This window comes from Rhizobium sp. AN6A, assembly GCF_900215635.1.
Taxonomy (GTDB): domain Bacteria; phylum Pseudomonadota; class Alphaproteobacteria; order Rhizobiales; family Rhizobiaceae; genus Agrobacterium; species Agrobacterium tumefaciens.
The window spans coordinates 782,506-804,964 of the sequence record NZ_OCNC01000003.1 but is presented as its reverse complement, the minus strand read 5'-3'; the positions used below and the strand labels follow the sequence as shown (position 1 = coordinate 804,964).

Sequence of the window (22,459 nt, the reverse complement as noted above, 5' to 3'; positions counted from 1 at the left end):
GTCATGGAGATTGAACAAAATCAGGCGCAGATTTCCTCAATCAAAGTGGATTCTTCACTCGAAGAAGCAGGAATTATCTATAATTTGCCATTTAATGATCTCCTGTTCCGGGCACAGCAGGTGCATCGTCGCCATTTCGATGCCAACGCCATCCAGATGAGCCGGCTTTTATCGATCAAGACCGGCGGCTGCCCGGAAGATTGTGGTTATTGCAGCCAGTCCGCCCGCAATCCAACAGGTCTGAAGGCTTCCAAACTCATGGAGGTGGAGCGAGTGCTGGCAGAGGCGCGCAAGGCGAAAGAGGGCGGGGCGACGCGCTATTGCATGGGGGCGGCGTGGCGCAACCCCAAGGAGCGCGACATGGAGGCGGTGGTGGCCATGGTCGAAGGCGTCAAGGCGCTCGGCATGGAAACCTGCATGACGCTCGGCATGCTGACGCCGGAACAATCCGAACGTCTCGCTCACGCCGGGCTAGATTACTACAATCACAACGTCGATACGTCGGAGCGGTTCTATCCGGAGATCATCACCACCCGCACCTTCGAGGATCGGCTTAAAACGCTCGCCAATGTTCGTGATGCCGGCATGAAGGTCTGCGCTGGCGGCATTCTCGGCATGGGAGAAACGGTCGAGGACCGTATTTCCATGCTGGTAACCCTTGCCAATCTGCCGGTTCCGCCGGAAAGCGTACCGATCAACATGCTGATCCCGATCCCCGGCTCGAAGCTTGCCAAGGCCGACCCGGTTGATCCGATCGACTTTGTCCGCACCATTGCGCTTGCGCGCATCCTCATGCCCCGTTCGCATGTGAGGCTTTCCGCCGGACGTACCGAAATGAGTGATGAGACGCAGGCGCTCTGTTTTCTGGCCGGGGCGAATTCCATCTTCGTCGGCGAGACGCTGCTGACGGCGGATAATCCGGGCGAAGATCACGATACGGCGCTGTTCCGGCGGCTGGGCCTGAAGCCGATGGCGTTGCAAACGGCGGAAGCGGGAGAGACCCGGTGAATTCGTCGGCGCTCTCCGCCTATGAGCTGAAGCTTGCCGGTCTGCACCGCAAGTCGCGCCTGCGGGCGTTAGCGCCCCGGCAGGGTATCGACTTCACCTCCAACGACTATCTCGGGCTTGCCGATGCACCCCGGCTGAAGGCGGCGATCACTGACGCAATCGAGAGGGGCGTGCCTGTGGGTGCCGGTGGTTCGCGGCTGCTTCGTGGCAACCATCCCGAACATGAGGCGCTTGAAACGGAGGCGGCGGTATTTTTCGGCGCAGAGAGGGCGATCTATTTCGGCAGCGGATTTGCCGCCAATGTTGCACTTTTTTCCGCACTGCCGCTGCGGGACGACCTCGTTCTCTACGATGCGCTTATCCATGCCAGCGTGCATGACGGCATTGCCGCCGGCAAGGCGAAGGCGGTCGCTATGCCGCATAATCAGGTTGAGACATTCGAACGGGAAATAAACCGATGGAGGCAGGCGGGCGGGAAAGGTCGCACGTGGATCGCGGTGGAGAGCCTCTATTCCATGGATGGTGACCGGGCGCCGGTTGCGGCCCTTGCCGATCTCGCCGGGCGACATGGCGGCTTTCTCGTCGTCGATGAGGCGCATGCCACCGGCGTGTTCGGGCCGGGCGGGCGCGGGCTGGCCGCTGAACTGGAAGGTCGGGGTAATGTCGTGGCGCTGCACACCTGCGGCAAGGCACTTGGCCTTTCCGGCGCGCTCATCAGTCTGCCTGCGGTTCTTGCTGATTACTTCACCAACCGCGCCCGCGGTTTCATCTATTCGACCGCGCCGTCACCCCTGATGGCGGCGGCTGTGCGGGAGGCCTTGCGGATCGTCGCCGACGAACCCTGGCGGCGCATCCGTCTGGAAGAACTGATAAATTTCGCCAGCGAACAATTACGATCCCGGCTGGGCGTGACGCCCGGCGGCTCGCAGATATTGCCGGTGATGATTGGTGACAATGCGCGTGCACTGAAGATCGCCACGCGTATGCGGGATGGCGGTTTCGACGTGCGCGCTATCCGCCCGCCAACGGTGCCGGATGGCACGGCACGCCTGCGCATATCCATTACGCTCAATGTCGAGGAAAGCCAGATCGCCGATATGGTCGGGCTGCTCGCCCTCGCCATGGAGGAAGAACGATGAGCCTTCGTTTCGTCGTCTCTGGCACCGATACGGGTATCGGTAAGACGGTTTTTTCTGCGGCGCTCACCCACGCATTGCAAGCCCACTACTGGAAGCCGGTGCAATCCGGGCTGGAGGAAGAGACCGACAGCGAGGTGGTGGAGCGGCTGGGTGGCGTGCCGCGCACGCGCATCCTGCCGGAGGCCTATCGCCTGAAAATGCCGGCCTCACCGCATCTTTCGGCCCGCCTCGACAATGTCACGATCGAGCCCGAGCTTTTGCTACCGCCGGAAACGGATGGACCGCTGGTGATCGAAGGGGCGGGCGGTCTGCTGGTGCCGCTGACCGACACATTGCTGTTTGTCGATATCTTCGCCCGCTGGCGAATTCCGCTGATCCTGTGCGCCAGAACCTCTCTCGGCACTATCAACCACACGCTGCTATCGCTCGAGGCGCTGCGGCTGAGAGCCATTCCGGTGCACGGCGTGGTCTTCATCGGTGATGAGAACCGGGAAAATCAGCGCATTATCGCCGATATTGGCCGGGTTCGCTCGCTTGGCCGCTTGCCTCGCATACCTGAGATGACCGGCGAGGCGCTGCACCATGCATTCACTCAACAATTCGATCTCGCTGATTTTCTGGAGGTGCCGGCATGAGCTGTTCCCCCGTCTGGCATCCTTTCACCCAACACGGGCTGGAGCCGCCGATGAAACGCATCGTCTCGGCGGAGGGCGCCTATCTGGTCGATGAGGATGGCCAGCGGCTGTTCGATGCAATTTCATCCTGGTGGGTCATCACTCACGGCCACCGGCACCCGGCAATCATGTCCGCCATCCGCGCAGCGACCGAGGTCTTCGACCAGATCATTTTCGCCGAGTTTTCGCACGAGCCGGCCGAAATGCTGGCGAAAGGGCTGATCGAACTGGCGCCTGCCGGACTAAGCCATGTGTTTTATTCCGATAGCGGTTCGACCTCGGTGGAAGTGGCGCTGAAAATGGCGCTCGGTTATTTTCACAATTGTGGTGAAAAGCGAGATCGCATCGTGGTCATGGAGCACGGCTACCACGGTGATACGATCGGCGCCATGTCGACGGGCGAACGCGGCGTGTTCAATGCTGCGTATGAACCACTGCTATTCGGCGTCGACCGAATTGCTTTTTCGGAAGCGGGTCGAGAGCAGGAGACGCTCGACATGTTCGAGAGCTTTTGTCGTTCGGGCCGAGTCGCCGCCTTGCTGATCGAGCCGCTTGTTCTCGGTGCCGGTGGCATGAAGATTTACCGCGAGGAAGTTCTAGCCGGACTGAAACAAATTGCCGAACGCTACGGTTGCCTGATGATCGCCGACGAGGTGATGACGGGCTGGGGCCGGACAGGAACCATGTTCGCCTGCGAGCAGGCGGGAGTTTCGCCGGATATTCTGTGCACCTCCAAGGGGCTGACCGGCGGCTCCCTGCCGTTGGCAGCGACCTTGTGCAGCGGCGAAATCTTCGACGCGCACTTCTCGACCGATCGCCGCAAGACCTTTTTCCATTCGAGTTCCTACACCGCCAATCCGATTGCCTGCGCTGCCGCTGTCGCCAATCTGCAGGTCTGGCGGGATGAGCCGGTAGTGCAGCGCATCGGGCAACTGCAAGAAGTGCTGCGCGACAATCTCGGTCGATTTGCGGATGACAGGCGCTTCACCAACATACGCCAGGTTGGAACCATCGCAGCGCTTGACCTCGTCGTGCCCTCCGGCGGTTATCTCGCGGAGGCGGGGCCACGCATGCGGCAATTGTTCCGAGAGCGCGGGCTCATCATCCGCCCGCTCGGTAATGTGCTCTATCTGATGCCGCCCTATTGTTCGTCGGCGCAAGACCTCACCCGTGCCTTCGACGCTATGGACGAAGTGGCCTCGATCGTGACTGAAGCCGCTCCGGGAGAACCCGGCGCGGCCGCGATCAAAAACCGTTTCCGAAAGGCCTGACAATGCAGACACGTTCTTCCCGCATGGCTGGCTTCGGGCATGCCGTGCCAGTGCGATGTGTCCGCAACGCCGAGATTGAGACGCGTCTTGGGCTGGAGGCTGGCTGGATAGAGCGTCGGACGGGGATCCGCACCCGTTATTGGGCGCAAGAGGGCGAGACGCTGAGCGGCCTTGCCGAAAAAGCCGGCCGCATGGCACTGGAAAACGCGAAAATTGGCGCCGAGGATATCGCACTGACATTGCTTGCGACCTCCACGCCAGACCATCTTTTGCCGCCTTCGGCCCCGCTGCTTGCGCATCGGCTGGGCCTCACACAATCCGGGGCGATCGATCTTGCCGGGGCCTGTTCCGGTTTTCTCTATGCGCTCACCCTTGCGGATGGTTTTGTCCGCACCCACGGCCGCGCGGTGCTGGTTGTTGCCGCCAATATCTTAAGCCGTCGTATCAATCCGGCGGAAAGGGCAACTGCGGTTCTGTTCGCCGATGCTGCCGGTGCCGTCGTGCTTGTCCCCTGCCGGGATGCGCAGCGCGGCCTTTTGTCGGCCGATCTCGTTTCGGATGGGAGCGGTTACGACCTGATACAAATCGCGGCGGGCGGCAGCAGCAAGCCTTTTTCCACTGATACACAGGCTGAAGATACCCTGATGACGATGCGGGACGGACGCGAGGTCTTTTCCCGTGCCGTCGCCACGATGACGCAGACCTCACAGCGCGCTCTGCAACGGGCAGAAATGACGGCCGCCGATATCAACCGGTTCGTGCCGCATCAGGCCAATGCCCGCATGTTCGATGCCGTCTGCGGCAATATCGGCATCGACCGGCAAAAGACGGTACGTACAGTCGAAACCTTCGGCAACTCTTCTGCCGCCACTATTCCGCTTTCGCTTTCCGTTTCCAATGCTGAGCGGCCCATCGCAGAGGGTGAAACGCTGTTATTGACGGCGGCAGGGGCGGGGATGACTGGGGGCGCGGTGGTGTATCGCGGCTAGGCCAGCTGGATACGGAAATGTCTGAGTCGGATCGAGCCGCGCGTACAACGTTGACAGATGTAGGCAGAGCGCGGTGATGCAGCTTGAGTGCTCGAAACAGTTTTATTTTGTTTGGAGAAATTTGGCTGGGGAACCTGGACTCGAACCAAGATTAACGGAGTCAGAGTCCGTCGTTCTACCATTGAACTATTCCCCAAAAGCCTGAAGCGGGTTACCGCGTTCGCTTTGGTGGGTCGTCATATAGATGATTTCTTGCGGGGCGCAAGTCGAAAAAATCGAAAAATGCGTTTTCGTCGCTCTTTTGCGTTTAGTCTCCTTCGTCAGAGCCGCGCGCGGGTGGAGCGTGGGGTGGAGAGCAGAAGGCTTGTCTCGCTGCCGGTAATGCCTGGGACAAGGCGGATACGGCGGAGCACCGCGTCGAAATCGCTGAGAGTGGCGGCGTTAAGTTCCACGATCAGGTCCCAGCGACCGTTCGTGCTGTGAATTTCGGATATTTCCGGGAAACCGCCGAGCGTGCGGATGACGCGGTCCGTCACATGGCCTTCAATCTCGATCATCATGATGCCGCGGATCGCCGCCTCCACCGCATCGGCACGCAGGATGACGGTGTAACCGATGATAGTGCCGTCATTTTCCATTTTTTCGATGCGTGAGCGTACCGTTGCGCGCGAGGTTTCCGTCTCGATCGCCAGATCGGAAATGCTGCGTCTGCCGTTATGCCTTAAAAGGGTCACGAGCCGTTCGTCGAGATTATCCATTGGTAGCCATTCTGATAAATAGATTTGACCAAATCGATAGCCTGTTTCGATAATATTGCCAATATTTGATGTTCATTCCGCCATGTCTGTGTGGTTTAGTGAGGTTATCGGTTTACAAAAGCGAGGGCTCAAATGGATATCAGGCTGATCGGTGCGCCGTTGCAAATCGGAGCCGGGCAATTGGGGTGTGAGATGGGGCCGAGTGCGTATCGCATCGCCGGTCTCACGCGGGCGCTCGAAGATCTGGGCCATCGGGTGGTCGATACCGGCAATGTGACGCCGGCGCTGCTCAGGGAGTTTAGCCACCCCAATCCGGCGGTGCATCATCTCGCTGAGACGGCGGCCTGGACCGAGGCGCTGACGGAGGCCGCCTATCGCGAAAGTGCTGCCGCCGTGCCGATCTTTCTTGGCGGCGACCACGCAATTTCCGCGGGAACCGTCGCCGGCATGGCGCGGCGGGTGGCGGAGAGTGGCCGGCCGTTTTTCGTGCTCTGGCTCGATGCCCATACCGATTACCACACGCTTGAAACGACGCGCAGCGGCAACCTGCATGGCACGCCGGTCGCTTATTTCAGTGGTCGCGACGGATTTTCGGGTTACTTCCCGCCGCTCTCCCATGCGGTTCCTGAGGAAAATATCGGCATGATCGGCATCCGCAGCGTCGATCCAGCCGAGAGAGCCGCACTGGAAGACAGCGGCATCACCGTTCACGACATGCGCTCGATAGACGAACATGGTGTCGCGGTTCTGCTGCGCGCGTTCCTTGCGCGGGTGCAGGCGGCAAACGGCCTGTTGCATGTCAGTCTCGATGTCGATTTCCTGGAACCGTCGATCGCGCCTGCGGTCGGCACCACGGTTCCGGGTGGGGCGACGTTCCGTGAGGCGCATCTGGTGATGGAGATGCTGCATGATAGCGGGCTTGTGTGCAGTCTCGATCTTGTGGAGCTTAACCCGTTTCTCGACGAGCGCGGCAGGACGGCGACGCTGATGGTCGACCTGGCTGCCAGCCTGATGGGCAAGCGGGTTATGGACCGCCCGACGCGGGCCGGCTGAGGGGGAAGATGCAATGACGATTATACCGAACCTTAATATCGTACCTTTCGTCAGCGTCGATCATATGATGAAACTCGTGCTGCGCGTGGGGATCGATACGTTTCTGCGCGAGCTGGCCGACGTGGTGGAAGAGGATTTCCGTCGCTGGGAAAGTTTCGACAAGACGCCACGCATCGCATCGCATTCCCAAGAGGGCGTCATCGAGCTGATGCCCACCAGTGACGGGACGCTTTATGGCTTCAAATATGTGAACGGCCATCCGAAAAACATGAAGGAGGGCCGCCAGACGGTGACCGCCTTTGGGGTGCTATCCGATGTCGGCAACGGCTATCCGCTGCTCCTGACCGAAATGACCATTCTGACGGCGCTGCGCACCGCTGCTACTTCGGCTGTCGCTGCAAAACACCTTGCCCGCAAAAATGCCCGCTCGATGGCCATCATCGGCAATGGGGCACAGAGCGAGTTCCAGGCGCGGGCCTTCAAGGCTATTCTCGGCATCGACACGGTGCGGCTTTTCGATATCGACCGGACCGCCAGTGAAAAATGCGCCCGCAATCTTGCCGGGCAGGGCTTTACCATCGAAATTTGCGATAGTGCGCAGGGCGCAGTGGAAGGTGCAGATATCATCACCACCGTCACGGCTGACAAGCAATATGCGACAATCCTGACCGACAACATGGTTGGTTCCGGCATTCACATCAATGCCGTCGGCGGCGATTGCCCCGGCAAGACGGAACTGCACCGGGACATTCTGCTGCGGTCGGATATTTTCGTCGAATACCCACCGCAGACGCGCATCGAGGGTGAAATCCAGCAATTGCCCGAAGACTACCCCGTTACCGAGCTATGGCAGGTAATATCAGGTGAAAAGCAGGGGCGGGTAAACGACAGGCAGATCACGCTGTTCGACAGCGTTGGTTTCGCGACCGAGGATTTTTCGGCGCTGCGTTATGTGCGCTCGAAACTGGCCGCCACCGGGCTTTATACGGAACTGGATCTGCTGGCCGATCCGGATGAGCCGCGCGATCTGTTTGGAATGCTGTTGCGCTGCGAGGCGGCTCTCGCCTGAGAGGACGTTCAACGGGAATGACGTCAGTCAGCCCGCCGGCGTTCCCTCCGGGCAACGGCATGTTCCCGCCAGATGGTGAAGAGACCGGCGGCGATCACGATTGCAGCACCCAGAACCATGTTGGATGTAACGACCTCGCCATAGATGGTGACGCCGATGATGGAGACGAGCACGAGCTGGTAATAGGAAAACGGCTGCACGGAGGCCGCATCCGCCAGCTCGAATGCCTTGATCAGGCAATAATGACCGCTCATGCCGGTAATGCACAGCGCCAGCATCCAGCCCCAATCCTGGGGTGCGAGGCTAACCCAATAAAACGGACCCACCAGCGTCAGCGCCGCCGCACCGGCCACGCCGGTATAAAAGAAGCTCGTCATCGCTGAATCGCTCTTGCTGCCAAGGCGGGTCAGGACGCTGTAGAGCGCAAGCATGAAGGCGGCGATGAAGGTGATCAGCAGGCGGTTGTCGAACCCTTCGCCATCGGGTTTCAGAATGACGAGAACGCCGACGAAGCCGACAAAAATGGCGCACCAGCGCCGCCAGCCCACATGTTCGCCAAGCAACGGCACGGACAGTGCGGCGACGATCAGCGGCGCCGAAGCGAGGATGGAGTGGCTGTGCGCCAGCCCGACAACGGCGAAAGAGAAGATGGAAAAAACAATCTGCACGGCAAGAAGGACACCGCGGCTGATCTGCAGCCACGGACGGTTGGCCATGACAGCACCCCGAATGCCGCCAGAGGACCTTGCAGCCATCAATAAAACGAAGACGGCGAAGGCCCAGTATCGAAGCATGGCGACGAAGACGGGTGGATAAAAACTGCCAAGATGTTTGGATATGCCATCCTGCGCCGCAAAGATCGTGAAGGCTATGAGCGCATAAAGATAACCGGTCTTGGGTGATGGCATAAATAAACCACTGTCCGGCTGTTGCCGGCAAAAAGAGGATTCGGCGTGACTAAGGTGAATAGCAGCCATATGGTCTCGCCGTATCTTGTCAGACAACCTTATTTTCCGAATAGCTGCCATGCAAGTCCGAAGACCACCTCTGCCCGGTCAAGTTCACGGGTGGCGCTGATGCTGGCGAAAGCTTTGCAAATAGCTGTTTTCCTGTCCGCCATGCGTTAACGCACTGCGGACAGGATGTCGGTTACGGAGTGATTTCTGCGTCGATCAGCCGATCGTCACGGCCGCCTTCGAGGTGACGGATTTCAGCGCAGCGTCGGCCAGTTTCAATGCGATCAGCCCATCCTTGATGGAGGGTGACGGAGCCACATTGTTTTCGATGCAATCGATGAAAGCGGTAATTTCCGCCGCGTAAGCCGCCGTATAACGCGTCATGAAGAAATCATGCAGCGGCGGGCGAGTGTAGCCTTCAGCATTGGCGATCTCGATGGAGACCGGCCGCTGGTTCTCGGCCGCTGCCGAACCGAGCGAACCATGCACTTCGATACGCTGGTCGTACCCATAGGTCGCGCGTCGCGAATTCGAAATGCTCGCCTGCCTGCCGCTTTTCGTCGTCAGAATGATGCTGGCGCTATCGAAATCGCCGAGTGCACCGATCTCCGGATTGACGAGAACGGAACCGGTGGCGAATACGCTTTCCACTTCCTCGCCGAGCAGGAACCGCGCCATGTCGAAATCATGAATAGTCATGTCGCGGAAAATGCCGCCGGAAACCTTGATATATTCGGCTGGCGGCGGGCCGGGATCGCGGCTGGTGATGGTCACCATTTCCACCTTGCCGATGCGGCCATCCTCGATTGCCTTGTGCACGGCCTGGAAATGCGGATCGAAACGCCGGTTGAAACCGAGCATCACCTTTGCACCGGTTTCCTCAACCACCTTGGCGCAGGCTTCCGCCCGGGCCACATCCAGATCGACGGGTTTTTCGCAGAAGATGGCCTTGCCGGCACGGGCAAAACGCTCGATCAGATCGGCGTGGGTGTTGGTCGGCGTGCAGATGATGACGGCGTCGATCGTCTTGTCGGCCAGAACCTCGTCGATTGTGCTGACCTTGCACTGCGCTTCGCGGGCGATTGCTTCCGCAGCACCTGCAACGGCGTCCACAACGGCCACCAGCTTCGCACGGCTGTCGGTGGTGATCGCCTTGGCGTGGACCTTGCCGATCCGTCCAGCGCCGAGCAGTGCCAATTTCGTAACCATCTTTCCTCCGGTTCCTCACACCCGTCTTCCACTCCCGGAAAGACAGAATATGAACGCAAACAATGTTTCGATATGGAATATATGTTCTATTTTGCTAGATCGACATCGGAGGCGTGTCAAGCGTTTTGACGACGGGCAGGGTAGCCGAAATCATCTCTTCGGGAGGTTGCGCAGCAAGGGCGAGCGCTGCGTTGAAAAAGCGTCGAAACGGGAACAAAGTCCTGACCGGCAATCAGTTGACAGAGGGTGCGAGGACCTCATGTTGGGGAAGCGCATAAACCTCGACCGGGGTTTCGAGGCCGCGCAGAAGCCATGGGCCGAGATTGTCCAGCTTGTCCTCGTGTCCGGCCATACGGACGAATTCTTCGGAAAACAGCACGTTGCGGCCGGTTTCCTTGGTCAGGGTTTCAAGCCGTGATGCGATGTTCACGGCAGGACCGATGACGGTAAAATCGAGGCGGGTTTTCGAGCCGATATTGCCATACATGACATCGCCGACATGGACGCCGATGCCGTAACCCAGAGGGTCATGGCCTTTCTGGCAATTGATGTCGTTGAGGGCAACGAGGCTTTTCTGCGCGCTGGCAATGGCTTTCAGCAGGTTTTCACAGGCCTGCGGATCGCTGAGCGGGAAAATCGCCAGCAGCCCATCGCCCATGAATTTCAGGATTTCACCACCGAATTCCTCGATCGGATCGCACATGGCGTCGAAATAACCGTTCAGCAGCTCGATCACATCATCGCGCGGCCAGAGGTCGGAAATATGGGTGAAGTTGCGCAGGTCGCAGATCAGGATCGCCGCGCCGACCGTTATGCCGCTGCCGCGCGTCGTTGCACCATTGAGGATTTTTTCGCCCGCATGCGGCCCGACATAGGTCTCCAGCAGGGTGCGCGTCATGCGGTTTTTCAGGCGAATTTCGCTGACCAGCGCGAGCGCCGGTAGCAGGTTTTTCAACGCAAGGACTTCCGCTTCCAAAAAGCCACCGGGCCGATCGCTGGAAAAAGTGGCGACATGGCGCTTGCCGAACGTATGTTCGATCGGCCAGGCGAAATAATCCGTCAGCCCGTCGGCGCGCAATTCCTCATAGATCGGATAAGCGGATGGCTCGATCTCGTCTCCGGTCAGCCGGTGGCGGATTTCGGTCGCGCCCTGATGGATGTCGTTGATGGGGCTGTTCAGATATTCGGGCGAGCTCTCCGCCCCATAGCCATAGGTGGTGATCTCGGCCGACGATATGCCGGCCTTCCACAGGATGCGCGCGCCAAGCCATTGCGGGTGACGAATGCGGAAGGCAAGTGCGCCCCGCGCTATGGAAATTCCACTCTCGCGCAACCTGCTGCACAGCTCGAAGAATATCTCATCGATAAAGCGCTCGTCCTTCGTGCCGGTGACGAGCCAGTCGAGAATTTCCGTTTTCTCCGTTGGCCACAATTCATCCAATGCTGAAGAAACCCGTTCTTCGGTGTTAAGGCTGAGTGTCATGGCAGGATTCCGGAAATTATTGGTGCTCTCGCGCAGGCGGGCCACATGCCGAACATGTCCCGTGCGGACATCATGTGGTGCCGGATAACGGAAATGTTAAGAGAGCGGAGCGGAAAATGTTCCGGAGAGACTTGTGGCGTTCAAACCGTTACGCGCCGCCCGGATGTTGCGTGAACATCGTCCCCGGCGGCGCTGAGATTTGGTTCGGATCGTTGTGAACGATCAGATAACGGTTTCGACTGGAATATGCAGGGCGGCGGCAACGCGCCTGATGCGCAGAGGATCGCTGTCTGAGCCGTCTTCCAGGGCGCGGATTTCATTGGCCGTCAGGCCGCAGGTGATGGCAAGCTGATCGACCGTATATCCGGCGAGATTGCGCGCCATCAGGACTTTTCGGGCGAAAGGAGCATCTGTTTCCTGATCGGAATCGAGTTGTGAGACTGAAATTGTCATTTTTTGCATCTCCCTCATGGTGGACACTTTAATGCGGATGGCAAAGAAAGGTTGCCGGAGCCGAATGCGACCGCGTTACCGGAGAAAAATCGTGTTGCAACGCAGCGAGAACATAGCCGCTTCATCCACCTACGCAATAGTTAAATTTTGTTAAGATTCGTGATCGCAGGATTCTTCCGGGATTTATCGCAGGAACAAGGGGTTGAGAAAAATACTATTTATCCGGGGTTTAGGCGGATGAAGACTGAGCGGCCTGTGCTACAGCATGCCCCAGGCACGGAAGCGGCCTCGGCCCGTAACCTCCCTCAACTCCAGCTGATTGGCGAGCCCGATCGCACCCTGCGGCGTGGTGCCGAGTTCCCTGACGATCATGGCCGCCGAAACCACCGGCCGAGAGACGACAAGCTCCACGAGTTCTGGCAGACGCGAAGAGGAGCGTCGGCCGGCCAGCTTGCGCATCATGCGTTCTCTGGCGTGGGTCAGCCTGTCATGTTCCTTCATGCTGGCCAGTGCCGCCTCGTAAAAGCTGTCGAGAAGGGCGATTAAGCGTTGCGTCTGGTTTCTGGCGTGCCGGCGCTCGCGCGGGACGGCACGAAGACCAGCGCTGAGCGCCGGCAGATGGTCTGGAGAGACAGCCCCGTCGCGCAGAAAAGCGGCGGCCATAAGCCTGCCGAGCCAGGGGCTGCGTTGCAGAACCTCGATCATATTCCAGGCATCCAGCAGGATTGCGGTGCGCAGGATCGCGGGCAACTCCTCCGTCTGGCCATGGACCTGCCGCCATTCCTTCAGCCTTTCCTCCTCGTCCCAGTCGGGATCGTTGATCATCGGATGGGCCTCTTCCCGATGTGTCACCGGCGCAAGTGTGGTGCCGGCGGTGATCGCGTCCAGCGTGGCGGCGCTTCGCGCCAGAAGTGCGTCCAGCTCGGAAAAGGCCCCGTCCAGCGGTGTCTCGCCGTCTGCATCAGCCTCTTCGTTGCCGGAATGATCCAGCTTTTCCGGGGTAAATGCCGTCTCGTCGGCGGCAATTCCCATTCTGCCGCGCAGGCGGGAAAGGCCTGGTGCGGTGAAGGCCCAGCCTGGCGCGTTGGAAAAAATCAGCCGTCTCGAGCGGACGATCCGGTGCGCCGCCGTCATTTCATGGGTTGGCGCCCGCACATCCATATGGGCGTCATGCAGGACCAGATCTTCCATATGGACGAGTTCGCCATCCACCCACATGGAGGAAATCGCGTCGGTAAAGTCCTGCCTTTCGATGAAGCCGTGTTTCATCGGCGACCGGCTTATCCTCTCGTCCAGCCGTGCCAGTGCTTCACCCGCGCGCGCGGCGGGGATGAGAAGCTTTTCGATATGAATGTCCGATATATCGTAAATCATTGATATTTTTTAGTTTGAGCACGGCCGGGTGACAAGGCGGATTAGAATGGTCCGGCGCGGAAGATGGCGAGTAGACGCTGCCATTGCCATTGCCATTGCCATGCTGCGATGCGGCGTAAACTTGCGCATTGCAATATGGCGGGTATATACCCCCTCCGAGAGCGACAAATTATCACACCTTCCGTTCGCCCTTCCACCTCCAGGCGAGATGAATTGGAGTTTACCGTGAATATTATGGCAAATGGTCCCGCTACGGCACCGGATCAGAAAACCCGTTTGAAATCCATTATCGGCGGATCGGCGGGCAACCTCGTCGAATGGTACGACTGGTATGTTTATTCGGCCTTCACCCTTTATTTCGCGCCGGTGTTTTTCCCTTCCGGAAACCAGACCGCCGAATTGCTGAGCGCGGCCGCCGTTTTTGCCGTCGGATTTCTGATGCGGCCCATCGGTGCGTGGTTCATGGGAACCTATGCCGACCGCAAGGGCCGCAAGGCCGGCCTGACCTTGTCCGTTACCTTGATGTGCCTAGGCTCGCTGTTGATCGCTATTACGCCCGGCCATGAGACGATCGGCATTGCAGCGCCTGCCATTCTGGTGTTTGCCCGCCTGCTGCAGGGCATCAGCGTCGGCGGTGAATATGGCGCCAGCGCGACCTATCTCAGCGAAATGGCCGGCAAGAACCGTCGCGGCTTTTTCTCCAGTTTCCAGTATGTGACGCTGATTTCCGGCCAGCTTCTGGCGCTGGCGGTGTTGCTGGTTCTGCAGCGGGTTCTGACACCCGAGCAGCTCGGCGCCTGGGGCTGGCGCATTCCCTTCTTCATCGGTGGCGTTCTTGCAATTGCGGTGTTTTACATCCGTCGCGGCCTTGCCGAGACGCAGTCCTTTGAAAATGCCAAGGCGGGCAATGCGGACAAGCCGAAATCGAGCGGATGGGCGCTGTTCAAGCACTATCCGCGGGAAGCGATGATGGTCATGGCGCTGACATCAGGCGGCACGCTCGCCTTTTACGCCTACACGACCTATCTGCAGAAATTCCTCGTCAATACTTCCGGCTTCAGCAAGGAAAGCGCGACCGAAATCACCACGGCAGCACTCTTCGTCTTCATGCTGTGCCAGCCGATTGCCGGTGCGCTGTCGGACAAGGTGGGTCGCAAGCCGCTGATGGTCGGCTTCGGCATTCTTGGAACGCTGTTCACCTATCTCATCTTCACGACGCTGGCGACGACAACCGACCCGATCATGGCTTTCGCTCTCGTTCTGGTCGGCCTGTTGATCGTCACCGGCTACACTTCCATCAATGCGGTGGTGAAGGCGGAAATGTTCCCCGCCCACATCCGGGCGCTCGGTGTGGCTCTGCCCTACGCGCTGGCGAACACGATTTTCGGGGGAACGGCAGAATTCGTAGCCTTGAAGTTCAAGCAGATCGGCCACGAAAACTGGTTCTTCTGGTACGTTACGATCATGATTGCGCTGTCGCTGGTGGTTTATGTGAAGATGCGCGATACGCGCGACCATAGCCATATTCACGAGGATTGAGCGGCCACAATTATACCAACGAAAGCCCCGCCCCCTGGCGGGGCTTTTTTGTTTTCAGCGCATTCAGGCGGCTTCGACGGGAAGCACGATTCGGGCCTCAAAACCGTCTTGTCTGCCGGGTGCGGGGGAGGATAGCACGAGTTCGCCGCCAATCTGTTCCATCAGGCTTCTGACGATGGCGAGGCCAAGCCCGGTGCCATCAGCCTTGGACGGGCCTCGGACAAAGCGCGTCGTCAGTTTGGGAAGGAGCGCCTTGTCGATCGCCGCGCCGGAATTGACGACGCGGATCGTACCGTCCTCTTCGGCCAGTATCTGCACAGGGCTTTCCGCCGGACTGTGAATCAGGGCGTTTTCGAGAAGGTTGCGGATGATGATGCCGAAGGCATCCGTGCCCAGCTTGCAGTTCAGGCCGCCTTCGCAGCGATTGGTGAAGCGGATGCGGGACGTGCCGATCGCCGTTCTGCTCATGTCGTCGATGATAAGCTCGAGAATGGGGATAAGGTCGGTCGCCGTGTCTGTTACCCCGATCCTTGCTTCCGCGCGCGACATCTGCAGCAGTTTTTCGGCGAGATGGCCGAGATGCAGCAGGGCTTTCTCGATATTTTCCACGCGTGGTGCAAGTTCAGGCGGAATATCGGCGTGCAGCCGCTGCGCCTGCGCCAGCGCGCCGGCAATCGGCGTGCGCAATTCATGGGCGCTGTTGGCGGTAAACTCCCTTTCCGCCTCGATTGTCGATCGCAGCCGCCTCAGCAGCAGATTGACCGAGCGGGCAATCGGGTGAAGTTCAGCCGGAAACGGCAGGGTTTCCAGCGGCGCGAGATTGCCGCCGTCTTTTTTCCCGATCTCGTCGCGCAAGGTCTGTATCGGTTGCAGGGTTTTGCGCACCACGAAGATAACGGCAAAGATGCTGGCGGGGATAAGAATGAGAACGGGCAGCAAAATTGCAGTGCCGGCTTCCTCGATTGCCTCCCGCCGGTTGGCGAAGGCATCTGCGACCTGAAGGAAATAATTCCCGTCCGGTGTCGCCACCGTGTAGATGCGCTGGGTCGCCGTTTCAGAAAAACCGGGGTCGAGAGAGACCTCAAAAGGTTCGGTCGAACTGTCATGCGAATGCAGGACGACCTGTCCTTCCCGGTCGCGAACCTGATAGGTCAGATATTCCGCCGCATGTGCAGACTGGTTGAGTTTTTGCGAGGCGGGGCCCGTATTGTTTTCCCTGAGATCGTCCACCAGCAGTGGCAGCAGTCTTTCGGCTGTTTCCTCAACGCCAGCGTCGAAAATTTCAGCGAACTCGTCCTGCATCACCATGACGCCCAACCCGCAGGCGATAAGCCAGGATATGGCGACAACGCTCGTCAGCGCCGTGACGAGCTTGCGGGTCATGCTGGTCGGTCTGGCCATTTCTGTCTACCTGATGGTGTAGCCGACACCGCGCACGGTCTCGACGCGGTCGTGGCCGATCTTCTTGCGCAGCCGGCTGATATAGACCTCGACCGTATTGCTTTCTATTTCCGCGCCGAATTCGTAGAGCGTGTCGTGCAGTTGAGATTTGGAAACGACCGCACCGGGATGCTCAACCAGCTTTTCCAGCACGGCCCATTCTCTGGCGCTGAGCGTTTGCGCTGTTCCGTCAACGACGATATTGCGCGCCACCTGGTTGATTTCGATGCCGGGCAGGCGAATGACGGGGGCGGAGCGCCCCTCGTAACGCCGCGAGACCGCCAGCATGCGTGCCGAAAGCTCGTTGAGATCGAAGGGCTTGACCAGATAGTCGTCCGCACCGGCATTCAGCCCGGCAATCCGGTCGGACACCTGGTCGTGCGCCGTCAGAATGATCACCGGCGTCGAGTCGTCACGGTTGCGCAGTGATTGCAAAAGGGTGATGCCATCGCCGTCCGGCAGCCGCATGTCGAGCAGGATGAGCCCGTAAGCCATGGTCAGCGTCGCCGCCGTGGCGTCGTCGAGCAACTTGAACCAGTCGACGGCGTGGCCTGCCGCGGCGACATGGTCTCGCAGCGCCTCGCCCAGCACATGATCGTCTTCAACAAGCAGAACCCGCAAGACAGCTCCTTTATCGCGTCGTCCTGCGTATCGCTTTCACGGGATAAGCGTCAAGCACTGTATGTTCAGCTATTCTGGCGCTGGGTGCAGCCGCCGAACACGTCCTGCGCGGAATCGTAGACGGAGGTGGAGACGTTCATCATTCCAAGGATACTGTGGAAATAATTGTCGTGCGAGCGCCCGCCCTTTGCTGCGCCTTTTGCAAGGCATGCGCGATCCAGCCCCATGGATTTGGCGAAATCTTCATCGAACCAGACGAGAAACGGCACATGGGTCTGCTGGTCGGGTGCCAGCAGATAGGGTGCGCCGTGCAGATAGACGCCATTTTCGCCAAGCGATTCACCATGGTCAGAGGCGTAGATCATCCCCGTCGCCAGCGTGTTCGAGCGTGCCTTCAGCTTGTCGATCACGGTCGACAGGAAATGATCGGTGTAGAGAAGCGTGTTGTCATAGGAATTCACGATTTGCGCGTCCGTGCAATTGCCAAGCTCGGCGGTTCGACAGTCAGGGGTGAATTTCCGGAATTCGTCGGTGTAACGCAGATAGTAGGTCGGCCCATGGCTGCCCATCTGGTGCAACACGATGACACTGTCCTTCTTGACGTTGTCGAGCCATGCGTCGAGCTTGTCAAAGAAGATGTCGTCGCGGCATTCTCCGCCGGTGCAGAAGCGGGTGTCGTTGGTGGAAGGAAGATCGAAAAAGGGAATGCGGTCGGCCACGTTCTTGCTGCCGGTGTTGTTGTCCAGCCAGGTTGCACTGACACCTGCATGGATAAGAACATCCATGACGTTCTCGTTGGCGAGCGCCTTGTTGTGGCTGTACTCAGAACGCGGGAATTTCGAGAACATGCAGGGAATGGAAATCGCCGTCGCAGTGCCGCAGCTGGTTGTATCAGGGAAATAGATCACGTCGCGCTTTGCCAGTTCCGGGTTGGTGTCGCGCCCATAGCCGTTCAGGGAAAAGTTCGCGGCGCGTGCAGTCTCACCAGCCACGATGACGGTGATGCGTGGTTTGTGGATGCCACCCAGCGCCGGCAGGATTTTCGCATCCTTGCCGATCGGGCTCACCTGTATGTCAGCTTCCTTTTCCGCCTGCGTCAGATAGTGAACGGTGGATATGATCGGCGACAAGGGATTGACGCTTTTGACGATATCCTTGTGCTGGCGCACGGCGGTGGTGAATGTTTTGGAATTCGCAAAGCTGATGATGCCGGCAACGGTGAGGCAGATCAGGATGCTGACGGTGTTCCACAGCAGCTTGTCGATGATCGGCCGATGCCGAACCCGGACGGCGGCGATGACGAGCGACGGCACCAGCCCATAGATGGTCAGATGCCAGAAAAGGCCGGGTGTCATCAGATTGCCCGCTTCCGCCCGCGTGGTCTCCACGGCGTTGCGGATCATGTCGCTGTCGATGATGATGCCGTAGCGGTCCATGAACCAGGAAGCCGCCGCGGCCGCGAATACCAGCAAGATCAGAAACGGCTTGATGAGATATTTGGCGGAAAAAATGGTGATGAGCGCGCCGAGAAGCGCCGCTATGGCGACATAAAGCCCGACGATGGCGACCGGATAGGCGGAAAGATAGGTGTGAACCTTCGACCAGAACGTCTGGTTTGTAAAAAACAGCAGATAGGCTGCCGTCAGCAGACAGAGCGGCACGCTGCCGATTTCCGGACGAAGAATTACAGTCCCAGTCGTTTTCGCGGTAAAAAGCGCCACTATCAGGTCCCACCAGATTCACTAGGGCGGGCGTCAGCAAAGAAAGTGCGAACGCCCGTATTTAAATTGCCTCAGAGGCCAGTGGATGGCGGTTGCATCATTTAGCTGACGTCAACCTGAATGATTGTCATGAATCTGTAACGTTGCGCCGCGCGCCATGCGGCGGTGGACGTGGTTTCAGGTCGATGAACAGCTCTCGAGCGGATATCAACTAATTCAGCCCGACGAGTCCTGTCGCCGTGGTGCGCGTTGAAAACACGCGCGTGGCCCGGACCGGTAGCAGGCTGCCCGCAGGCAGGTTCTGGAAGGTCACCGTTGCCCCGGACAGCAGGGTTAGGCATAGCTGCCCGCCATTGCCGACATAAATGGCGCGTGTGGCTGACGGCAGCGGGTTGTTATCATCAGGAACGATGTCGAAACCGTGGGACGCCGGTGATTCGAGGCCGGCGCTATGATGTGTGTAAGTCTCAGACATTGCGGTCTCCCGTAAATCAAAATCCGCCGTGATTATGCGGTGAGCCGGGGCGACGGGGACAAGCGGGGAAGACAAATGTCGGCGCAGGCTCCGGTCCCGCAACGGGTTCAGCCGGAAAGACTTATGGTCCTTACGCAATTTCATGGGGTTGGCCGTATCGCCATTCCTGTCGGCCAACAGGATGGCGGCGAATTTTTATCCCCGGGATCGCGCATTGTTGTAAAACTTGACTGATAAAGAATATATTTCTAGTTGCTCCACTTTCGGATGGTATTACGGTGACGGAAGAACCGTTGCGCGCAAGCTGACCCATCGGTGGTAACGCATATCAAGTGAAGCAGCAGGGGCATGAAGCGCAGAGATCGATTGATGTCTTCCGGTTGGGGGCGGCGGGAATTTCTGGGGCTGCTTGCCGCTTCGGCTCTTGCGGGCAAGGCGCGGGCGGCGGTGACGCCGCGTCTTGCAGCGATCGACTGGGCCATGCTGGAAACCTCCGTCGCGCTCGGTATCATGCCGGTTGCCGCAACTGAACTCATCCAGTTCAGGGCAGGTGCCGTCGAGCCGGAAATTCCTGAAACCGTCTCTGATCTTGGTCTGCGCGGCGCGCCGAATTTTGAGCTTCTGCAACTGACCCGGCCCGACCTCATCCTCATTTCACCTTTCTACACACGTTATACCGGCCGGCTGGAAGCGATAGCGCCGGTGTTTTCATTGCCATTTTACGTGAAGGGCGAGCCGCCGTTTGAAAAGTCGCTTGCCGCGGTCTCGGCACTTGGCGAAAAGCTGGGCAGGGCTGACGCAGCCCGCAAGGTTCTGGACGAGACACACCTTGCGCTGCAAGCCATGCGGGCGCGCCTGGCAGTTTTTGCGTCGCGGCCGATCTATGTGATCAACATCGGCGATGCCCGGCATTTCCGCGCCTTCGGTGAAGACAGCATGTTCGGCGATATTCTTGGCCGGTTGGGGCTGACCAACGCCTGGGTCGACCGTTCGCAGTTCACCTTCGCCGCCCCGGTTCCGCTCGAAAATCTAGCCGACGTGGCCGATGCCCGCATTGTCATTGTTTCGGATGTTCCGGTGGAGGCCCGCGAGAGCTTGCGCAACAGTGCCATCTGGCGTGCGCTTCCGGCCGTGCGGGAAAACCGGGTGGTCACCCTCGGTAATGTCAGCCCCTATGGCGGTATCACCGCAGCCATGCGTTTTGCGCGGCTTTTGACCGAGGCTCTGGCGATCCACGGAGAGGCATTGTGACGGCACGGCCTCTCCAGCTTTTCTTCGGCCTCGTCTTTCTTCTGGCCTGCGGGCTTTCCCTGCATGCCGGATTGCTGCGGTTACCTCTCGGCGCTTGGCCCGGCCTGCCGTTCGATGCTGCGTCCATGTCGATGGATCAGGTCATTTTCGCCTTCAGCCTGATGCCGCGTGTGGCGGTTGCCATTCTGGCGGGGGCGATGCTGGGATTGTCGGGTGCGCTTTTCCAGCAATTGCTGCGCAATCCGATTGCTGACCCCTCCACCCTTGGCATCTCTGCCGGCGCCCAGCTGGCAATCGTCATCGCGACCCTGTTCTTCCCCTCGGTGCTGGATGGCAACCGCACATGGGTGGCGCTCGCCGGCGGTACCGCTGCGGCCTCTGTGGTGTTTCTTCTCGGCTGGCGGCGGTCCTTCGAGCCAGTCACCATGGTGGTGTCCGGACTGCTGGTGGGCATCACCGCCGCTTCCGTTGCCGCCGCGCTGACGCTTGCACGAGGCGAATATCTGATGTCGCTTGTGGTCTGGAATGGCGGTTCGCTCAGCCAGCAGGACTGGTCGAATGCGTTTGTGCTTGCCGCCCAACTTCTCGCTGGTCTGGTTCTCACCGGGCTGCTGATAAGGCCAATGACGGTTCTGGATCTCGGCGATTCCGGTGCGCGATCGCTCGGCGTATCGCTGTTTTCGATCAGGCTGGCGGTGGCTGCCGTCGCCGTGATGCTGGCGGCATTCGTCGCCGCCGCCGTCGGTCTCGTCAGTTTTATCGGCCTTGCAGCACCTGCGCTTACCCGTGCGCTGGGTGTGCGACGTGCATCCTCCGTGCTGTTCGTTTCGCCGCTTCTGGGCGGTCTGCTGCTCTGGTTCTGCGACGGTCTCGTGCAGCTTCTGGCGAGTACGACAGCGGAAGTGTTTCCAACGGGTGCGGTCACGGCTCTCATCGGCGGGCCTTTGCTGCTTTGGCTGCTGCAGAAAATCCCGCCCACGAATATCCATCGCAGTGAAGGCGGCGATCTCGCGATCAGACGCAGGCTTGCCTCCCTGCTGCCGGTGCTTGTCATCATGGCTGGGCTGGTTTTTGCAGCCCTCGCCATCGGCAAGGGGCCGGAGGGCTGGACGGTGCTGAAATCTGGCGACCTGCAAAGCCTTCTGCCCTTTCGTTGGCCGCGGTTGATGGCGGCTTGTGCCGCCGGTGGTTTATTGGCGATGGCGGGCGCGCTTCTGCAGCGGCTGACCGGAAATCCTATGGCAAGCCCAGAGGTGATCGGCGTCAGCGGTGGCGCGGGTCTTGGTTTTGCCGCCGCCATCACGCTTTTTCCGGCCGCCGGGCTGTTCGAACTGTTTTGCGGCGCTGGCCTCGGCTCGGCAGCCGTCATGATGCTCGTTCTGTTCTTTTCGGTGCGTCGGCATCTGGCGCCTGAAAAAATACTGCTCGCCGGCATTGCCATCAGTTCGCTCTGCTCGGCGGTACTTTCGGCACTGCTTGCCATTGGTGATCAGCGGGCCTGGCAAATTCTCTCCTGGCTCAGCGGCTCGGGTTCGACGGCGACATCAGCTTCGGCGATCTTTCTTGCGGTGCTTTCCGTCGTGCTCCTGGCCGCTGCCCTGTCGGTGACGCGCTGGCTGGTGATCCTGCCGCTTGGCCGGGATGTGCCGCTCTCACTAGGTCTGCCGCTCGCTACGGCGCGTATTGCAGTCATCGCCGTGGCCGGCATTGCCACCGGTGCGGCCTCACTGCTGGTCGGTCCGCTGAGCTTCGTCGGGTTGATGGCACCGCACATTGCGCTTCGGGCCGGTTTCACCACACCGCGCGACCACCTGTTTGCATCGTTCCTGTTCGGTGCGGTGTTGATGGCGCTTTCCGATCTCGGGGCAAGAACCGTGACCTTTCCTTACGAGCTGCCGCTTGGGCTTTTTGCGGCTCTGGCCGGTGCGCCCTATCTGATCTGGCTTTCAGGCAGGCGATGATGATTTTTCTGAACG

20 protein-coding genes and 1 tRNA gene are annotated in these 22,459 nt (G+C 59.4%); 10 read left to right on the top strand and 11 right to left on the bottom strand.

Annotated elements, in window-relative coordinates:
- Positions 1–3 precede the first annotated feature (3 nt).
- The 5 genes from bioB to CRO62_RS07600 are packed head-to-tail and all read left to right on the top strand — an operon-like array spanning position 4 to position 5,081.
- Entirely contained in the window at positions 4–1,008 is a 1,005-nt protein-coding gene (gene bioB / locus CRO62_RS07620; protein WP_414896251.1) for a biotin synthase BioB, read from the top strand.
- Positions 1,005–2,147 (top strand): 8-amino-7-oxononanoate synthase, encoded by a 1,143-nt coding sequence (locus CRO62_RS07615; protein ID WP_097099771.1) that lies wholly within the window; start codon positions 1,005–1,007, stop codon positions 2,145–2,147. The genes bioB and CRO62_RS07615 overlap by 4 nt, the downstream gene beginning before the upstream one ends.
- Positions 2,144–2,782: a dethiobiotin synthase gene (bioD, locus tag CRO62_RS07610; protein ID WP_097099770.1), complete on the top strand. Its 639-nt coding sequence runs from the start codon at positions 2,144–2,146 to the stop codon at positions 2,780–2,782. The genes CRO62_RS07615 and bioD overlap by 4 nt, the downstream gene beginning before the upstream one ends.
- Positions 2,779–4,092, top strand: a complete 1,314-nt coding sequence (locus tag CRO62_RS07605) for an adenosylmethionine--8-amino-7-oxononanoate transaminase (RefSeq protein ID WP_097099769.1) — start codon at positions 2,779–2,781, stop codon at positions 4,090–4,092. The genes bioD and CRO62_RS07605 overlap by 4 nt, the downstream gene beginning before the upstream one ends.
- Before the next feature lie 2 nt (positions 4,093–4,094).
- Complete coding sequence (locus CRO62_RS07600; protein WP_097099768.1) at positions 4,095–5,081, top strand: beta-ketoacyl-ACP synthase III; 987 nt, start codon at positions 4,095–4,097, stop codon at positions 5,079–5,081.
- Between the two features lie 122 nt (positions 5,082–5,203).
- Here the strand turns inward: CRO62_RS07600 and CRO62_RS07595 are convergent.
- A tRNA-Gln gene (locus tag CRO62_RS07595) sits at positions 5,204–5,277 on the bottom strand.
- A gap of 124 nt (positions 5,278–5,401) precedes the next feature.
- Positions 5,402–5,839: an Lrp/AsnC family transcriptional regulator gene (locus tag CRO62_RS07590; protein WP_097099767.1), complete on the bottom strand. Its 438-nt coding sequence runs from the start codon at positions 5,837–5,839 to the stop codon at positions 5,402–5,404.
- Positions 5,840–5,971: 132 nt separating this feature from the next.
- Here CRO62_RS07590 and rocF point away from each other — a divergent pair, with 132 nt between their 5' ends.
- Both rocF and CRO62_RS07580 read left to right on the top strand, forming a co-directional pair.
- A complete protein-coding gene (gene rocF, locus CRO62_RS07585; protein WP_097099766.1) occupies positions 5,972–6,892 on the top strand; it encodes an arginase in 921 nt (306 codons plus the stop codon).
- Between the two features lie 13 nt (positions 6,893–6,905).
- Positions 6,906–7,961, top strand: coding sequence for an ornithine cyclodeaminase (locus CRO62_RS07580; protein WP_097099765.1), 1,056 nt, complete (start codon positions 6,906–6,908; stop codon positions 7,959–7,961).
- Between the two features lie 23 nt (positions 7,962–7,984).
- Here CRO62_RS07580 and CRO62_RS07575 read toward each other — a convergent pair whose 3' ends face one another.
- The 5 genes from CRO62_RS07575 to CRO62_RS07550 all read right to left on the bottom strand — a co-directional run bounded on the left by CRO62_RS07575 (position 7,985) and on the right by CRO62_RS07550 (position 13,436).
- Complete coding sequence (locus tag CRO62_RS07575) at positions 7,985–8,869, bottom strand: DMT family transporter (protein WP_097099764.1); 885 nt, start codon at positions 8,867–8,869, stop codon at positions 7,985–7,987.
- 264 nt (positions 8,870–9,133) lie between these two features.
- A complete protein-coding gene (gene iolG / locus CRO62_RS07570) occupies positions 9,134–10,126 on the bottom strand; it encodes an inositol 2-dehydrogenase (RefSeq protein ID WP_004431628.1) in 993 nt (330 codons plus the stop codon).
- 232 nt (positions 10,127–10,358) lie between these two features.
- Positions 10,359–11,609 carry an adenylate/guanylate cyclase domain-containing protein gene (locus CRO62_RS07560; protein WP_097099763.1) on the bottom strand — a complete coding sequence of 417 codons (1,251 nt, stop codon included), beginning with the start codon at positions 11,607–11,609 and terminating at the stop codon, positions 10,359–10,361.
- A gap of 222 nt (positions 11,610–11,831) precedes the next feature.
- Positions 11,832–12,062, bottom strand: coding sequence for a helix-turn-helix domain-containing protein (locus CRO62_RS07555; protein WP_004431634.1), 231 nt, complete (start codon positions 12,060–12,062; stop codon positions 11,832–11,834).
- A gap of 258 nt (positions 12,063–12,320) precedes the next feature.
- Positions 12,321–13,436: an RHE_PE00001 family protein gene (locus tag CRO62_RS07550; protein ID WP_097099762.1), complete on the bottom strand. Its 1,116-nt coding sequence runs from the start codon at positions 13,434–13,436 to the stop codon at positions 12,321–12,323.
- 234 nt (positions 13,437–13,670) lie between these two features.
- On the opposite strand from CRO62_RS07550, the gene CRO62_RS07545 reads away from it, so the two are divergent.
- Positions 13,671–14,975, top strand: a complete 1,305-nt coding sequence (locus CRO62_RS07545; RefSeq protein WP_004431639.1) for an MFS transporter — start codon at positions 13,671–13,673, stop codon at positions 14,973–14,975.
- Positions 14,976–15,038: 63 nt separating this feature from the next.
- Here CRO62_RS07545 and CRO62_RS07540 read toward each other — a convergent pair whose 3' ends face one another.
- The 4 genes from CRO62_RS07540 to CRO62_RS07525 all read right to left on the bottom strand — a co-directional run bounded on the left by CRO62_RS07540 (position 15,039) and on the right by CRO62_RS07525 (position 19,232).
- Positions 15,039–16,376: a sensor histidine kinase gene (locus tag CRO62_RS07540; protein WP_097099761.1), complete on the bottom strand. Its 1,338-nt coding sequence runs from the start codon at positions 16,374–16,376 to the stop codon at positions 15,039–15,041.
- Positions 16,377–16,382: 6 nt separating this feature from the next.
- Entirely contained in the window at positions 16,383–17,036 is a 654-nt protein-coding gene (locus CRO62_RS07535; RefSeq protein WP_004431644.1) for a response regulator transcription factor, read from the bottom strand.
- Positions 17,037–17,101: 65 nt separating this feature from the next.
- A complete protein-coding gene (locus CRO62_RS07530; RefSeq protein WP_097099760.1) occupies positions 17,102–18,757 on the bottom strand; it encodes a phosphoethanolamine transferase in 1,656 nt (551 codons plus the stop codon).
- A 211-nt stretch (positions 18,758–18,968) separates the two neighbouring features.
- Positions 18,969–19,232 (bottom strand): spike base protein, RCAP_Rcc01079 family, encoded by a 264-nt coding sequence (locus CRO62_RS07525; RefSeq protein ID WP_097099759.1) that lies wholly within the window; start codon positions 19,230–19,232, stop codon positions 18,969–18,971.
- A 348-nt stretch (positions 19,233–19,580) separates the two neighbouring features.
- Between CRO62_RS07525 and CRO62_RS07515 the strand changes: the two genes are divergently transcribed.
- Entirely contained in the window at positions 19,581–20,483 is a 903-nt protein-coding gene (locus tag CRO62_RS07515) for an iron-siderophore ABC transporter substrate-binding protein (RefSeq protein WP_174003885.1), read from the top strand.
- Positions 20,480–22,444 carry a Fe(3+)-hydroxamate ABC transporter permease FhuB gene (gene fhuB / locus CRO62_RS07510; RefSeq protein ID WP_097099757.1) on the top strand — a complete coding sequence of 655 codons (1,965 nt, stop codon included), beginning with the start codon at positions 20,480–20,482 and terminating at the stop codon, positions 22,442–22,444. Before CRO62_RS07515 ends, fhuB begins: the two co-directional genes overlap by 4 nt.
- Positions 22,445–22,459: the final 15 nt, after the last annotated feature.